At 59.7% G+C, this 14807-nt stretch carries 13 protein-coding genes and 1 tRNA gene; 1 reads left to right on the top strand and 13 read right to left on the bottom strand.

The window, feature by feature from the left end; translation table 11 throughout:
* Window position 1 precedes the first annotated feature (1 nt).
* From EKH79_RS15700 to grxD, 11 genes are all read right to left on the bottom strand, one after another.
* Complete coding sequence (locus EKH79_RS15700; RefSeq protein WP_126674765.1) at window positions 2-490, bottom strand: dihydrofolate reductase; 489 nt, start codon at window positions 488-490, stop codon at window positions 2-4.
* A 191-nt stretch (window positions 491-681) separates the two neighbouring features.
* On the bottom strand, window positions 682-1476 hold the full coding sequence (locus EKH79_RS15695) for a thymidylate synthase (protein ID WP_126674764.1): 795 nt from the start codon (window positions 1474-1476) through the stop codon (window positions 682-684).
* Window positions 1477-1486: 10 nt separating this feature from the next.
* Window positions 1487-2389, bottom strand: a complete 903-nt coding sequence (gene lgt / locus EKH79_RS15690; protein WP_126674763.1) for a prolipoprotein diacylglyceryl transferase — start codon at window positions 2387-2389, stop codon at window positions 1487-1489.
* 119 nt (window positions 2390-2508) lie between these two features.
* Window positions 2509-3648: a transglycosylase SLT domain-containing protein gene (locus EKH79_RS15685; protein ID WP_126674762.1), complete on the bottom strand. Its 1140-nt coding sequence runs from the start codon at window positions 3646-3648 to the stop codon at window positions 2509-2511.
* A 259-nt stretch (window positions 3649-3907) separates the two neighbouring features.
* Window positions 3908-3984 (bottom strand) — tRNA-Asn (locus EKH79_RS15680).
* A gap of 70 nt (window positions 3985-4054) precedes the next feature.
* Window positions 4055-5455, bottom strand: coding sequence for a nucleotide 5'-monophosphate nucleosidase PpnN (ppnN, locus tag EKH79_RS15675; protein ID WP_126674761.1), 1401 nt, complete (start codon window positions 5453-5455; stop codon window positions 4055-4057).
* A gap of 229 nt (window positions 5456-5684) precedes the next feature.
* The gene (locus EKH79_RS15670) at window positions 5685-8162 is read right to left on the bottom strand and encodes a TonB-dependent receptor (RefSeq protein ID WP_126674760.1); all 2478 of its coding nucleotides are present in this window, start codon (window positions 8160-8162) and stop codon (window positions 5685-5687) included.
* 452 nt (window positions 8163-8614) lie between these two features.
* A complete protein-coding gene (gene olsF, locus EKH79_RS15665) occupies window positions 8615-10327 on the bottom strand; it encodes a bifunctional ornithine lipid synthase OlsF (protein ID WP_126674759.1) in 1713 nt (570 codons plus the stop codon).
* A gap of 198 nt (window positions 10328-10525) precedes the next feature.
* The gene (locus EKH79_RS15660) at window positions 10526-11125 is read right to left on the bottom strand and encodes a YhgN family NAAT transporter (protein ID WP_126674758.1); all 600 of its coding nucleotides are present in this window, start codon (window positions 11123-11125) and stop codon (window positions 10526-10528) included.
* Window positions 11126-11180: 55 nt separating this feature from the next.
* A complete protein-coding gene (locus tag EKH79_RS15655) occupies window positions 11181-11948 on the bottom strand; it encodes an SDR family NAD(P)-dependent oxidoreductase (RefSeq protein ID WP_126674757.1) in 768 nt (255 codons plus the stop codon).
* Window positions 11945-12271 carry a Grx4 family monothiol glutaredoxin gene (gene grxD, locus EKH79_RS15650; protein ID WP_126674756.1) on the bottom strand — a complete coding sequence of 109 codons (327 nt, stop codon included), beginning with the start codon at window positions 12269-12271 and terminating at the stop codon, window positions 11945-11947. The genes EKH79_RS15655 and grxD overlap by 4 nt, the downstream gene beginning before the upstream one ends.
* Before the next feature lie 119 nt (window positions 12272-12390).
* Between grxD and EKH79_RS15645 the strand changes: the two genes are divergently transcribed.
* Window positions 12391-12972 (top strand): superoxide dismutase, encoded by a 582-nt coding sequence (locus tag EKH79_RS15645; protein ID WP_126674755.1) that lies wholly within the window; start codon window positions 12391-12393, stop codon window positions 12970-12972.
* Window positions 12973-13125: 153 nt separating this feature from the next.
* Here EKH79_RS15645 and EKH79_RS15640 read toward each other — a convergent pair whose 3' ends face one another.
* Both EKH79_RS15640 and purE read right to left on the bottom strand, forming a co-directional pair.
* Window positions 13126-14280 (bottom strand): 5-(carboxyamino)imidazole ribonucleotide synthase, encoded by a 1155-nt coding sequence (locus EKH79_RS15640; protein ID WP_126674754.1) that lies wholly within the window; start codon window positions 14278-14280, stop codon window positions 13126-13128.
* Window positions 14277-14780: a 5-(carboxyamino)imidazole ribonucleotide mutase gene (purE, locus tag EKH79_RS15635; protein ID WP_126674753.1), complete on the bottom strand. Its 504-nt coding sequence runs from the start codon at window positions 14778-14780 to the stop codon at window positions 14277-14279. Before purE ends, EKH79_RS15640 begins: the two co-directional genes overlap by 4 nt.
* Between the last annotated feature and the right edge of the window lie 27 nt (window positions 14781-14807).

Raw genomic sequence — 14807 nt, 5'->3', positions numbered from 1 at the left:
ATCAGCAATTGCGAACGTACTCGACCATGTCGAAGTCGTAGCTGTGATCGCTATCCTTCTTATGGTGCGTGCGCTTCACTTCGGTCCAGTCGCTGAAATGGATACCGGGGAAGAAGGTATCGGCACCATCGACCGCTGCGGAGACCCAGGTGAGATACAGGCGGGTTGCCATGGGCAACGCATCGTGAAATACCTTGCCGCCGCCGATCACCATCAGGCCCGTACCGTTGGAACGCGCCTGGGCTTCTTCAATCGAGCGCACCGTCACCTGGCCCGGGAACGGAGCATCGTGGCGGCGGGACAGCACGAGGTTTTCGCGCTCAGGCAACGAGCGGCCAATCGACACGGCCGTGTTGTAACCCATCAGCACATGCTTGCCGAGCGTCAGCTGCTTGAACCAGCGCAGATCGTCCGGAAGATGCCAGGGCAGTTGACCCTTGCGACCGATGGCGAAGTTCTCATCAAGGGCGGCAATCAGTGAAATAGCCATGGAAGCTCCGAGCGATAACGGGTAAGCCGAACGGCACGTGCGGCCGGTCTTACTCCCGGCAACGCTGACCGGCCATTATAGCGTTTTGATGGGACAAACAGGGTAGCCCCTCAGGGAGCAATTCCGGGCGGCCGTCAATGTGACAGGCCTTGCCCCGGCTCCGCGGAGGCATCAACAAGTTCGACGCTTCTTTAAACCGCCACCGGCGCCTTGATCGCGGGGTGCGGGTGGTAATCCTCGATCGCGATATCTTCGAAGCGGAAATCGAAGATTGACGACACATCGGGATTGAGTCGTAACCGCGGCAAGGGCCGCGGCTCGCGCGTCAGCTGCAAGTGCGCCTGTTCCAGATGGTTGTTGTAAAGATGCGCATCGCCCAGCGTGTGCACGAAATCGCCCACGCCCAAACCGCAGACCTGCGCAATCATGTGCGTGAGCAACGCATAGCTGGCGATGTTGAACGGTACGCCAAGAAAAATATCGCCGGAACGCTGATACAGCTGGCAGCTCAACTTTCCATCGGCCACGTAAAACTGAAACAGTGCATGGCATGGCATCAATGCCATCTTCGGTAATTCGCCGACGTTCCATGCGCTGACAATCAAGCGGCGCGAATTGGGATTGCGCTTGATCTCTTCGACCACCCAGCGGATCTGATCCACGATATGTCCGTCGGCCGTGGGCCACGCGCGCCACTGTTTACCGTAGACGGGACCAAGATCGCCGTGTTCGTCGGCCCACTCGTCCCAAATGGAAACACCGTTTTCTTTCAGATAGGCGATGTTGGTGTCGCCGCGCAGAAACCAGATGAGTTCGTGCACGATGGATTTCAGATGCAACTTCTTCGTCGTGACGAGCGGAAAACCGTCGTTGAGATCGAAGCGCAATTGCCAGCCGAACACGCTGCGCGTGCCGGTGCCGGTGCGATCGGTTTTTTCCGTGCCGTGTTCCAGCACGTGGCGAAGCAGGTCGAGATAGGCGCGCATGCGAAAGAGTCTACGCTTTCTTCGGTTCGGTGGGTGCCGGTACGGCCAGCGGCAGCGTCGGCGCGCGCCGAGATAGCCAGATCAGCCACAGGCCGATCAGGATCAGCGGCAACGACTGGATCTGCCCCATCGTCAGCCATCCCCAGGCGAGGTAACCCAGCTGCGCGTCGGGCACGCGCACGAACTCCACGGCAAAGCGGAAGCAGCCGTACAGCAACGCGAACAATCCCGAGATGAGATAACGCGGGCGCGGCTTCAGCGAGACCAGCCACAGCACGGTGAACATCACCACGCCTTCCAGCAGCATTTCGTAAACCTGCGACGGATGACGCGGCAAGCCGCCGTACTGCTGCATCAACGACGCAAGATGCGGATCGGTCGCGGCAAGCGCTGCGTCTTCATCGCGCGCGCTGGGGAAAATCATCGCCCACGGCACGGAACCGGGTTTTCCCCACAATTCGCCATTGATGAAGTTGCCCAGTCGCCCGAGGCACAGGCCAACCGGCACGATGGGCGCAACGAAATCGACGGTGTCGAAGAAATTCAGCTTGTGGCGGCGCGACCACCATAAGCCAGCGGCCAACACGCCAAGCAAGCCGCCATGAAAACTCATGCCGCCGTCCCACACGCGGAACAGTGCGGCCGGCTCGATCCAGATCCAGCGGATGCCGCCCGCGTAATAGAACAGCATGTACCAGATGCGGCCGCCGAGGATCACACCCATCATCGCGTAGAACGCCAGATCGCCCAGCGCGTCGCGGCTAACGGGAAGGCGACCTTGCTTGCGGCGGTATTCGGCCAATCCCCAGGCGCCGAGAAAACTCAGCAGGTACATCAAGCCGTACCAGTGGATCTGGACTGGCCCTAGATGCAACGCGACGGGGTTGAATTGCACAACGTAGGGTTGGGGCATGGTCTAGCCGTTGGCGGTCAAAGACGCAGTTTAGCGGGCCGACGGAAACGACGGCAGGGTTATCTTCCACGTCAGTGCATATCGTGCGGATTCAGGCCGTCGTAAGGGATGGTCGGCGATCAGCCGCCAGGATGCATGCCGAATGACGAGGCCTGGACGCGGGCCAGCGCCACGGCACTCGTGGGCGACCGGCCCAGTACCGTCTTCAACTCATGATAGACACTGAGCACGGTTTGACCGTAACCACGCGCAAGCTGCACATCGTGGCTGTGGTAATAACCGATGCGAAGGACCGGATCGGATGTCTGTGTCATCGCCTTGTGCAGCAGGCTGGTACCGATCTCGATATTGCGTGCGGGATTGAGCAACGCAATCGGATTGGGTTCGATGTCGCGATGCATCGGGTAATACACCTGCATGATGCCCACGTCTTGCACAGGCACCGCCATCTGGTAAGCAAGTTCGATGGCGTGTTCGGACTCCGAACGCGAACCGTTATGAAGATGCCCATTGATGCGCACCACCCACGGGCTGGGCGCTACTGCGCCGTCCGGTTGCACACCTTTCGTTTCAACCAGCGCCACGGCATAGATCAATGCCGGATCGATGTGATAACGCGCACCCGCTTTCGCCCACAAACTGTTCGATGAAGTGATGTCGAGATTGAAACCCTCGACGTTGCTCTCGCGCGGCGCCGTGACAACCAAAACGGGTCGTTCGTCGGCAAAACTCACTGCCGGTTTCGTTTTGGGCGGATGAACTTCGACGACTTCCAACAACGCCGGGCCGGTAACAACGTCCGGCGACTTCGCCGGTGCAGGCAAAGCAACACTGTGCAACGGCTGTGGTGCCACCGTGGCCATCACCGGAGCGATCTCGTTGTGTTGCATCGAATGCACAACGTGCGAGGCAAACACGGCTATCGCTGCGCCCGCTGCAAAACCGGCGGTGCCGGCGAGCGGCTTGCGGTAGATCTGCGCCTGCTGTTTGATCGCCAGCAACATGGGCGACGCGTCGACGTCGATCGACAGTTGCGGCCACGCGATCGAACCACCCAGCGCACCCGCACCCGCCAGCGAGAACGAGCCCGCGTAATAGGCATTATTTCTTTCGGTGATCCGCCTTCTGGATGCCCAGTTTTGTGGATCAGTCAGCAAAATCTTTACGCCGCCCTGCGGCGGCAACGCGCCGGTGCGGCGGCCGTGGAAAGTAGCCGGGGCGCAAAGCACGACCCGCTGCGTCACCTGTCGCCGCGTCATGACACCCGCCGCCCGTCAGCCGGCGTCGCCCGCGCAAGCAGGAAATCCGGTGTCAAATAACTGGCAGGTAGCAATGGCTGGCACAGCACAGGTCGTCATCCATTCGGCGTCGATCAAGCAGAGCGGGATAGACAAGCACAAATCGGGCCGTCGAGCCACGCTTTTCGGCATCGTCCGACGATCTTTGGGCACAAAAAAACCCGCTCTCGCGGGTTATTGCGGTTTTCCAAGGCTTTGGTTGCCCAGAAGAACCTGAATATGGCGCCCGAAGTTGGACTCGAACCAACGACCCCCTGATTAACAGTCAAGTGCTCTAACCAGCTGAGCTATTCGGGCGGGGAGCTGCATAGTTTGAGGAATAGGGCCCGAGACTGTCAAGACGCGGACCCTCTTTTCTTGCGGCGATTCAGGCTGTCAGCACGCGGTAGCAAGGTACGTAAGCGCTTCCGCCGGGAAGTTTCATGCGGTGCTGATGCACGAAGGCCTGCAGCAGATGATCGAGCGCCTTCATGATTTCCGGATCGCCGTCGATCTCGAACGGACCCTCCTTTTCGATGGCACGAACACCCTCTTCTTTCACATTGCCCGCGACGATGCCGGAAAACGCGCGACGCAAATCGGCGGCGAGTTCGTGACGCGGACGATCGCGGCGGATTGCCAACGAACGCATCGCCTCATGTGTGGGTGCAAACGGCTGCTGAAACGCGAGCGGAATGTTCAGCGACCAGTTGAAGAAAAATGCATCCTTGTTGTCCAGACGATGATTGCGCACCTTGTCGATGCCGCGAACCATCGCGTGGGCCACAGCAATCGGATCATCGATGATGATCTTGTAGTGCTGCGAAACCTCGTCACCCAATGAAAGCTTGAGGAATTTATCGATCTGCTCGAAATACGACGCCGAATTCTTGGGGCCCGTAAAAATCAGCGGAAACGGAATGCCCGCGTTGTCCGGATGCAGAAGAATGCCGAGCAGGTACAGAATTTCTTCCGCCGTACCAACGCCGCCAGGAAAGACGATGATGCCGTGTCCCATGCGCACGAATGCTTCGAGGCGCTTTTCGATATCCGGCATGATCACCAGCTGATTGACGATCGGATTCGGCGACTCGGCCGCGATGATGCCCGGCTCGGTAATGCCGATGTAGCGATTGTTTCTGCGACGCTGTTTGGCGTGCGCGATGGTTGCGCCTTTCATCGGCCCCTTCATGGCACCGGGACCACAACCCGTACAAATGTCGAGACTACGCAAGCCGAGCTGATAGCCCACCGACTTGGTGTATTCGTATTCATCGCGCGAGATGGAGTGACCGCCCCAGCACACCGCAAGATTGGGATCGATCTGCGGCTTGAGAATGCGTGCGTTACGAAGAATCTCGAAGACGGCATGCGTGAGGCCGACGCTGTCGTCGAGATCGAAATTGCCTTGTTCGAGTTGCGTGGATACATAAACGATGTCGCGCACCACGGCGACGAGCAGCTCGTTGATACCGCGAATAATCTGGCCATCGACGAAGGCGCGTGCCGGTGCATGCTGCAATTCGATCTTGATGCCGCGATCCTGCTGCAGCACCTGGATATCGAAATTCGGATACTGCTCGAACATGCCGCGCGGATCGTCGCTGATATCGCCCGACGTCAACACCGCCAGCGCACAACGCCGCAACAATCCATGCAGCCCGGAACCGCTGACGTCACGCAGTCGCGCCACTTCGTTGCGCGACAGGATGTCGAGTCCGCCGGCCGGCGAAATACGCGCATTGACCGTGGCGGGCTTACCGGACTTATCGATCTGTGTATCGTTCATGCCTTCTTTCTCCTGACCACTTCGTCATGTCGCGCAAACCAGCGCGACCTGCGTGCGGCCGCCTAGCATCCCGCTTTGAGGGCAATGCGGTCAATGCATGGCGTTATCCGTGCCTTGGGGCCATAAAAAAACTCCCCACAGCACGCTGCAGGGAGTTTTTAGACAGCATCAGGTGATACGAGGCTCCGACACGCACTGCGTTAACAGTGCGCGTAGAGGCGTAGCCTGATTAGCGGAACGACACACCAAACGTCAGCATGTACGAACGCGGCTGCAGCAGACCGTAATACGCCGTGCTGTTGTACAGGTTCAGTTCTTTGCCAACTGCTGAGCTGGACAGAACCGGCGCCGAGCTGACGTAGCTGAACGCATGATGGTCCAGCAGGTTGCCGACATTGAGCTTCAGGTACGGCTTGGTGAGGAAGCTGCTCCAATCGTCGAAGCGATAGCCGGCACTGAAGTTGAACGTGGTGAAACCGCCAACCGTTTCGGTGTTCATGTAGTCACCGTACAGCGAGCTGGTAGCGCGTGCGTTCAAGCTGGCCCAGTAACGCGAGTTGTCGTAACTCAGGCTCAGGTTGCCGATGTTGCGCGGCGTATCCGGCATGGTCTTGCCATCGGTCGGATAGATGCCCGGGCCATTGCCGTTGTTGCTGTCGTACGGGCCGCCGTCGAGATCGCCGCGGATCTTCGCCTGGGTGTACGTGTAGGAGCTGTACACCGTGAAGTTCTGCGCGAACTTCCAGCTGATTTCACCGTTGAAACCCTGCATGTCCATGTGCGGGATCGTGGTGTAGATCTCAGCGTTGTTGACCGGGTTGTAGCCCACTTCCTGCTTGTTGAAGTAGTTGCTGTGATACAGGTCGGCGCTGGCCGAGATGGCATCACCGTAGTAGCGCCAGCCCAGGTCCGTGTTCCACGACATTTCCGGTGCGCCGTTGTTCACGCCAGCCAGCGCGTCGAGGATCGCAGCGGTGTTCGACGGCACGCGGAAGGTCTTGCCGCTGCCAATGTAGAACTGGTTGTGCTCGTCCAGCTGGAACTTGATGCCGGCCATCGGCAGGAACTTGTGCCAGTTGTTGTTGAAGTTGGCAAAGGTCTGCGTGGTGGAACCCGGATAGTCGTAGCTGAAACCCGTACGCGTGGCGTAGAGGTAGCTCACGCCGCCGACGAAGGTCCAGTAGTCGTTCGGTGTCCAGTTGTCCGTGACGAAGCCTTTCTTCAGCTCGGTCGTGGTGTATTCGTCGTAGAACTTCTGCACGGCGCCACCGGTCGGGTAGGTCAGCAACGAGTTGTTGCCCCACACGTCACCCGGGATGCCCGTTTCTGGATCGACGAGGCCATAGCTTTCAGCCTGGCTCTTGCGCGAACGCTCGTACCAGAAGCCGTATTCAAGGCTGTTGTCCATGCCGAAGTCTTCGTTGAACTTCGCAAGCACACCCGGACGGTACGTCAGCGCCGACGAGTACGAATACACCGTGCCGCCGGAGAAGTTGGCCTTCGTGCTGTTGGTGACCGAACCGTTACCGTTGAGGTCGATGTTGGCGTACAGGTACTTGTTGATCGGCGAATCGCTTTCCTGCGCGAGACCGCCACCGCCGCCACCGCCGTCGCCCCACCAGTAGTACGGGATCACCGACAAGTGGATGGTATCGCTGACCTTGAACTCGCCGTCCATGCTGTACATGTAGCTGGAGTACGGGTTGGTGTGCAGCGCGTAGAAGTTCTCATCCGTGGTTGCTGCGCTCTTGAGCGCCGCACCCTTCAGATTGTTCAGCGGAATCCATTCGGTGTTGTAGTTGTAGAAGTAGCCGTACTGCAGCGCCTGCGCCTTGGAGAGCGAGTCATATTCCAGGTTGCTCTGGCGGCTGTACTGCAGCGATGCGCTGATCGAGTTGTTGTCGTCGATGGTCCACACCGACTTGCCGTCGACCTTGGCTACGCGCAGGTCGCCTGCGCCGCGCCACATGTCGGCGGTGTTGTTGGAGAACGATACCCACGAACGCACCGGACCCAGATCGCCCGTGTTCAAACGAACGAAGGTACGGCGATAGTCGTCGTTACCGATGCTCTGCGTGAAATCCACGCCACCCTGATGCGGCGGATCGATCGTCGCCCAGCCGATGTGACCACCGCTGGCGCCCGAGTCGGGCATGTCGATATCCGGAATGCCCTGCAGCACCGTGATATCGCCCATGTTTTCCGAGTCGCCGTATTCGGTGGCGTACACGGAGTAGCTGCCGGTATCGGTAATCGGCGCACCGTTGACGGTCATGCCGATGTCGGACGAGTCATAACCGCGCATGCTGTAGTGACCGTTCGCCAGACCGGTGACGTCGTCGGTCGCGGCGTTCACACCCGGAATCGAGCCGATCATTTGCGTGAAGTTGGCACCCGGGCTGGCCTTTTCGATGGCTTCGCGCGTGATGGTCGACACGGCTTTAGGCGCCGTCTGCACCGACATCAAACCGCCGCCGAGCGACAGCGATTGACCTTGCACGGTCACGGTGGACATCTGCTGCACGTCGCGACGCGTGTCGTTCGACGTGGTGGTGTTGGACGTGCTGGAAGGATTAACGCGCTGCTGGGAGGCAGGGGTGCTGCTCTGAGTGTTCTGCGGCTGGTCGTTGGCGGTCTGCGCCACCGCAATGCCCATCGACATATAACAGGCAACCGCAATCGCTGCGGATAGATGTGTTCGTTTCATTGAGAGCCCCGTACGATTGTTGATTTTGAGATTTCTGTACCACCGCTTGTGACTGCTTGAACTTCTCTTGCGACACACAACATGGCCGGACCGCCCGGCCTTCCGCTACTTGCAATCCTTCAACACAAAAAAGCCTCGGGCTCATGACAGATGAGCCACACAAACTTTTTTGGAACCCTAGGTTTTTGACTTACTCAGGGTCGACGCAAGACCGCATCTGACCCCGCTTCATAAGCTCTTGAATGGATAACTTTTGTCAGCAGTTGATTCGTACGCATTACCCGCGCAATTTTTGGCGCGGATAGGGAGAAAGCAGCCACGTATCCTTAGCGATACCTTAGCACAATCCCACATAAGCTTTACATTATTTTTACAGTGGTATCTCAATCGCAGGGTTACCTGCCCAGGCTGTCTAGGCAAGCAAATCCGATTGACGCGATGGTTTCGGCGACCTAGTCGCTTTTGCCCAGATAACGGGCGCGTTTTGCAGGCTTCAGCCGGGTCAGATCGAGCATGACCAGCCCATCGACGCAACCGGAAAAGCCAGGGTCCTCACCGAAATCGAGGAATTGCACGCCGTCCGGTTCGACCAGATCGACGTACTGGCGGTAAAGCACGGGCAGGCTCACGCCCAGGGCATCCAGATGGTTGCGGAGTTTGCCCAGGCCGCTTGCGGCATCCAGGCCTTCGAGTTCGCGCCGCACGCCTTCGAGAACGTCCTGCGAAACGCGGAACGGCTGACGAGCAGCCGCCAGGCCGGGGGCCCCGAAATAGTGCTGATGTGCGGCAGCAATCCACTCACGTGCCTGCAGCGGCAGGTTCACCGACATGCTGACTGGACCGAAGAGGTAACGCATATCGGGGTGACGCTGCAGATACAGACCAATGCCCTGCCACAACTGATCCAATGCACGCGAGCGCCAGTAAGCCGGGGCAATAAAGCTGCGTCCCAGCTCAAGACCCTGAGCGAGGCGCGATTCAAGCGCGGGCGAATACTGGAACAGGCTGGAGGTATACAGCCCCGACATACCGTGCCGGGCGATCACATGACCACAATGCCCAAGACGATACGAGCCGACGATGCGGAGTGATTTCGGATCCCACAACACGAGGTGTTCGTAATGCGCGTCGAAGGCATCCACATCGCGGCGTGTATTGGTACCCTCGCCCACTTTGCGGAACGTCAGTTCGCGCAGACGACCAATCTCGCGCAGAGCCGCGCTATCTGACGATCCTTGCAGCACGATCAGTTGCTTGCCATCGGAAAGATCGGCCAACTTTTCGCTTTGCGCCAGCTCCATCGCCACGCGATCGACCGGCTCCGGATGCGCCAGCGCAATCTGACCGCCGAAGATCAGACCACGGCGGCGGCCAAGGCGATACACATGGCGCCGCATCAGATCGGCAGCACGCTGCGGCGATCCATCGCTGCGTTTTTCCAATTCGTCGACGCCGACCAAGGCACCTACGCTGAAGCCGATACGGCTGACATGCGTGGCGACGGCTTCGCGCGGCAGCATCGCCGTGCTCAGTGGTTTGGCGAGCATCGACAAACCGTAGAACACTGCGGAGTTACGTGCGGCGACATGAATTGGCAACACCGGTGCCTTGCTGCGCATCGCCAGCCGGGCGAAACCTTCCGACCAGCGACCGTCGCGCACACCGGCAGGTCCCATGCGCGAAACTTCGCCGGCCGGGAAAACGATGAGCGCTTCGCCGCGATCCAGTGCGCGATACACATTGCGCAAACGTGATGCGGCGCCGCTACCAAACACATCCACCTGCAGCAGCAGCGGATTCATCTGCGGAAGCGCGGCGAGGAAGTCGTTACCCAGAATGCGTACATCCTGGCGCACGGAACCCACCAGGTTGACCAGCGCCATGGCATCGAGCATACCCAACGGATGATTGGCGACGATCAGCACGGCGCCTTCAACGGGAATATGTTCCCGCTCGCGCTGGACCACGTGATAGCTGCAACCCAGGACTTCCAGCGCCTTCTCGGCGAAGGCCAGGCCTTCGACATTGCCGATGCGATCAAGCGTGCGATTGAAACCGGTCTCGTCCGCAAGGCGTCCAAGCATCCCGGCCACCGGACGGCGGATCATCGGGTGCTGCGCAAGCCATGGCAGACGTTCGGTAAGGGCCTGTTCAACGCGAAGCATGACCGCCTCCCTTGGTTTTCGCTCATGTTGCCGGTCGAGTGTGACAACTGCGCGAATTTATGCTGTCAAACCTGTCTTATTCGCAAGAATACACGAGGGACGCGGGAAGGTTTCTTAAGAGCGTGTTCAACGCGAGCGATTCAAACGCAACGGCGTATCACTGCCAAGCGTTCAACGTGGTCACGTTTTGAGCAAAGCTCAGATGGCGAGATGCAGGTAAGCGGCTACACCGCCCAAAAACATCTGCACAGACAGGGCGATAAGCAGCATGCCCATCACACGCTCAAGCGCGGTGAGCACACTTTCGCCAAGCCAGCGGAACAGGTATGTGGAGCTCAGCAGTATCACTGCGGTGGCCAGCCACGCGCACACCAATGCGATCGCCCAGTCCGCGGTGCGGCCGGGTTCGCTGTTGGTCAACAGCAACAACGCTGCCATCGCAGAGGGGCCTGCGACACCCGGAATGGCCATCGGCACGATGAACGGTTCGCCCTCGCCGGCCTTCCCGAAAATACCGCCGCCGTCGGCAGGTGGAAACACCATACGAATGCCGATCAAAAAGAGCACGATGCCGCCGGCAATGCCGATCGACTCCTCTTTCAACTGCAGCAGCTTGAGGATCAGCTGACCGCCCATCAGGAAGACCAGCAGCACGGCGAGTGCAATGAGCAATTCGCGCACCATCACCGCACGACGGCGCTTGGGCGCCACATTCTTTAGCAGCGTCAGGAAAATCGGGATATTGCCGAGCGGGTCCATGATCAGAAACAGCAGGATCGCCGCCGACAGGGTCGTCATCTGCGTTTCCATTCCATCCCCTATGCGTACGGCGGCACGCTGCCGCCGGGTGCGATCATGCCACGCGCAAGTCGAGCACGGTGCCGCGTGCCGTAGCGGCTTCGTTGCTCAACAGATAGACGGCAGCGGCGGCGGTAGCATCGGGCAGCGGCTGCTGCATGGTGTCTTCGCCGAAATAAGCCAAACGGCGCAACGTGGTACGCATCGGCGCGGGCAACAAGGCGTGCACGCGGAATGCGCCGGCGTCGTGTTCCTCGTGAAGGATCGACACAAAACGCTCCAAAGCCGCCTTCGATACACCGTAGGCACCCCAGTGCGCACGCTGCAGAAGTTCCGGATCATCGAGCACGAACACGGCGGCACTATCAGGTGACTGCGTCAGAAGCGGCAGGCATGCCTGCGTCAATGCAAACGGCGCCGATACGTTGACGTGCAACGCACGCAACCATGCATCCGGCTTGTGCATGGCGATGGGCGTGAGGCCCACGAAACTGGTCGCGGTGTGCACGATGCCATCGAGCCGGCCCACATCACGCTGCAGACCTTCTGCCAGGGATTCGTAATCGCGCGGCGTCGCCGATTCCATATCTAGCGGATGCAACACAGGTTCGGACAAACCTTCGCTCACCATCGCGTCATAGAGTTGTTCGAGCTGGCGCTTGCGCTTGCCCGTCAACACGACCGTGGCACCTGCGCGCGATGCTGCGCGTGCAACGGCACTGCCTAGCCCACCGTATGCGCCGGTGACCAGAATGACGCGACCTTCAAGGGTGTGACCGGAAGCGTTCCACGACTCGGGCAAACGGCTCGACGCCAAATTCATGCGTGACTCTCACCAGCAACGTCGCTCGCCATGCGCGTCAGTTCGCCGGAGGCTTTTAAGTCCTCCACGATGTCGCAGCCGCCGATCAATTCGCCCTGGATAAATAATTGTGGAAACGTCGGCCAATTGGCGTAATGCGGAAGTGCCGCGCGGATCTCCGGATCGGCCAGCACATTCACCGTTTCGAACGTCGCCTGCGATTCCCGCAGTGCCTGCGCTGCGCGGGCCGAAAAGCCGCACATCGGGAACTGTGGCGTGCCCTTCATGAAGAGCACGATGGGATGTTCGGCGAGGACCGCCTTGATTCGTTCGTTGACGTCCATAACTTCTGATTCATCACTACAATGCAGCCAGATAGGTAGTGTACCAGCCGTTATGGCGGCCCATGTGGCCGTATGACCCATCCCCCTGACCTTCCTTAGCCAACGCCCAGGAGTTATTTATGGCGATCGAACTTCCCCCGCTGCCCTACGAAAAGAACGCGCTTGAGCCGAACATCTCGGCCGAGACGCTGGAGTTCCATTACGGCAAGCACCATCAGGCCTATGTGACCAATCTCAACAACCTGATCAAGGGCACCGAGTTCGAAAACGCCGCGCTGGAAGACATCATCAAGAAGTCCTCCGGCGGCGTGTTCAACAACTCCGCGCAGGTCTGGAACCACACCTTCTATTGGCACTCCATGCGCTCGCCGAAGGACGGCAATGCCCCCAGCGGCAAGCTGGCCGATGCCATTACCAAGGCCTTCGGTTCCTTCGACAAGTTCAAGGAAGAATTCACCAAGTCGGCCACCGGTAACTTCGGTTCGGGCTGGACCTGGCTGGTGCAGCGTCCGGATGGCTCGCTCGGCATCGTCAATACATCGAACGCCGCCACGCCGATTACCGGCAGCGACAAGCCGCTGTTCACCATCGACGTGTGGGAACACGCCTATTACATCGATTACCGCAACGCACGCCCGAAGTACGTGGAGTCGTTCTGGAATCTGGTGAACTGGGACTTCGCGGCGAAGAATCTCGCCTGATGCACTTTTAGCCCCTCTCCCGTCGGGAGAGGGGTTGGGGTGAGGGTACGGTCGGTGCGCAGGAATTCATGTCTTGCGCGAGATTTGTAGATGTCGCTCCGGTCGCACCCTCATCCGCCCTCCGGGCACCTTCTCCCAGAGGGAGAAGGGTAATCAGCTCAGCACGTGCAACGCCGGTGCAGCCTGCTCTTCCCGCTGTAAAGCACGAGCAATATCACCGACGCGCGCTGCCAACGCCGAAGCACTGTCTGCACACACCGTCGCATGTCCAACCTTGCGACCTGGGCGCGGCTGCTTGCCGTAGTCATGCCAATGCGCATCGACGGTGCGAAAAACGGGCGCCGGATCCGGCAGCTCGCCGATCCAGTTGAACATCGCAGAAAAACCACGCGCCGATGTATCGCCGAGCGGCAACCCAAGCACAGCGCGCACGTGATTTTCGAACTGGCTGGCGATGGCGCCTTCAATCGTCCAATGACCTGAGTTGTGCACGCGCGGCGCCATTTCATTGCCGAGCAGTTCGCCGTCCTTGACGAAAAGCTCCAGCGCAAAAACGCCGACGTAACCCAAGCGCTCCGCCAAAACGTGCGCCAGTTCTTCTGCACGTTTTTGCAACGTGTCGATATTCTGTGCAGGCGCAAGACTGAGACTCAACACACCATCGGTGTGCCAGTTCTGCGTCAGCGGCCAGATGTGGAAATCGCCATCGCGCGTGCGCACTGCAAGTACCGACAACTCGCGCTCGAACGGCACGAACGCTTCGAGAATCAAACCGTGCGCGTTCGCTTGCGCACCCAGCGCGGCCCATGCCGCATCGGCATCCGACAACTGCTTGATGCGGAACTGTCCCTTGCCGTCGTAGCCAAGCCTGCGCGTTTTGAGAATCGCCGGCGCACCGATGTTGGCCAGTGCGCGATCAAGATCGGCACGCGTATCCACCGCTTCGAAGGCAGGCGTATTCAAACCGCATTCGCGGAACAAGGTTTTCTCGGCAAGACGATCCTGCGCAACAGCGAGCGCACGCGGATCGGGAAATACCGCAACGCGTTCGGCAAGCCAATGCGCCGTTTCGGCAGGAACGTTTTCGAAGTCGAACGTCACCACGTCGACCTCGGCCGCAAATTTTTCCAGCGCGGCGTAATCGGTCCAGTCGGCCACGCGCAATGGCGCCACCTGACCGGCACACGCATCCGGTGCGCTATCCACCACCAGCGTATTCACGCCAAGGGGAGCGGCGGCGAGAGCGAGCATTCTGGCCAGCTGTCCGCCACCCAAAATGCCCAGGACGGGCTGACGGCGTGCAGTCACTGGCGGGGGTCCGGGTTATCCAGAACGGTCTGGGTCTGGCGAGCGCGATAGGCCTCGACGGCTTTGGCGAGCGCTGGGTCGGCCAGTGCCAGCACGGAAGCGGCCAGCAGCCCGGCGTTCACCGCACCCGCCCGGCCGATGGCCAGGGTGCCGACCGGAATACCGGCAGGCATCTGTGCGATCGACAGCAGCGAGTCCATACCATTGAGCGCTTTGGACTGAACCGGCACACCCAATACCGGCAACCGGGTCTTGGCAGCGAGCATGCCTGGAAGATGCGCCGCACCACCGGCGCCGGCAATGATCACCTGGATGCCACGGCCAACGGCCTCTTCGGCATAACGGAACAGCAGGTCGGGAGTGCGATGCGCGGAGACCACGCGCACCTCGTGCGGCACGCCCAATTCCTCAAGCACTTCAGCCGCATGCGTCATGGTTTCCCAATCCGAACGCGATCCCATCACCACACCAACCCGCGGTGCTGCAGCTGTTCCCGTCATGGCCCGGTCGTCCAAAAGGGGATATTG

Origin of the sequence: Dyella dinghuensis (assembly GCF_003977615.1) — a bacterium.
Classification (GTDB): domain Bacteria; phylum Pseudomonadota; class Gammaproteobacteria; order Xanthomonadales; family Rhodanobacteraceae; genus Dyella_B; species Dyella_B dinghuensis.
Note: the sequence above shows the minus strand (reverse complement) of the source record. Positions and strands in the feature narration are given on the sequence as shown.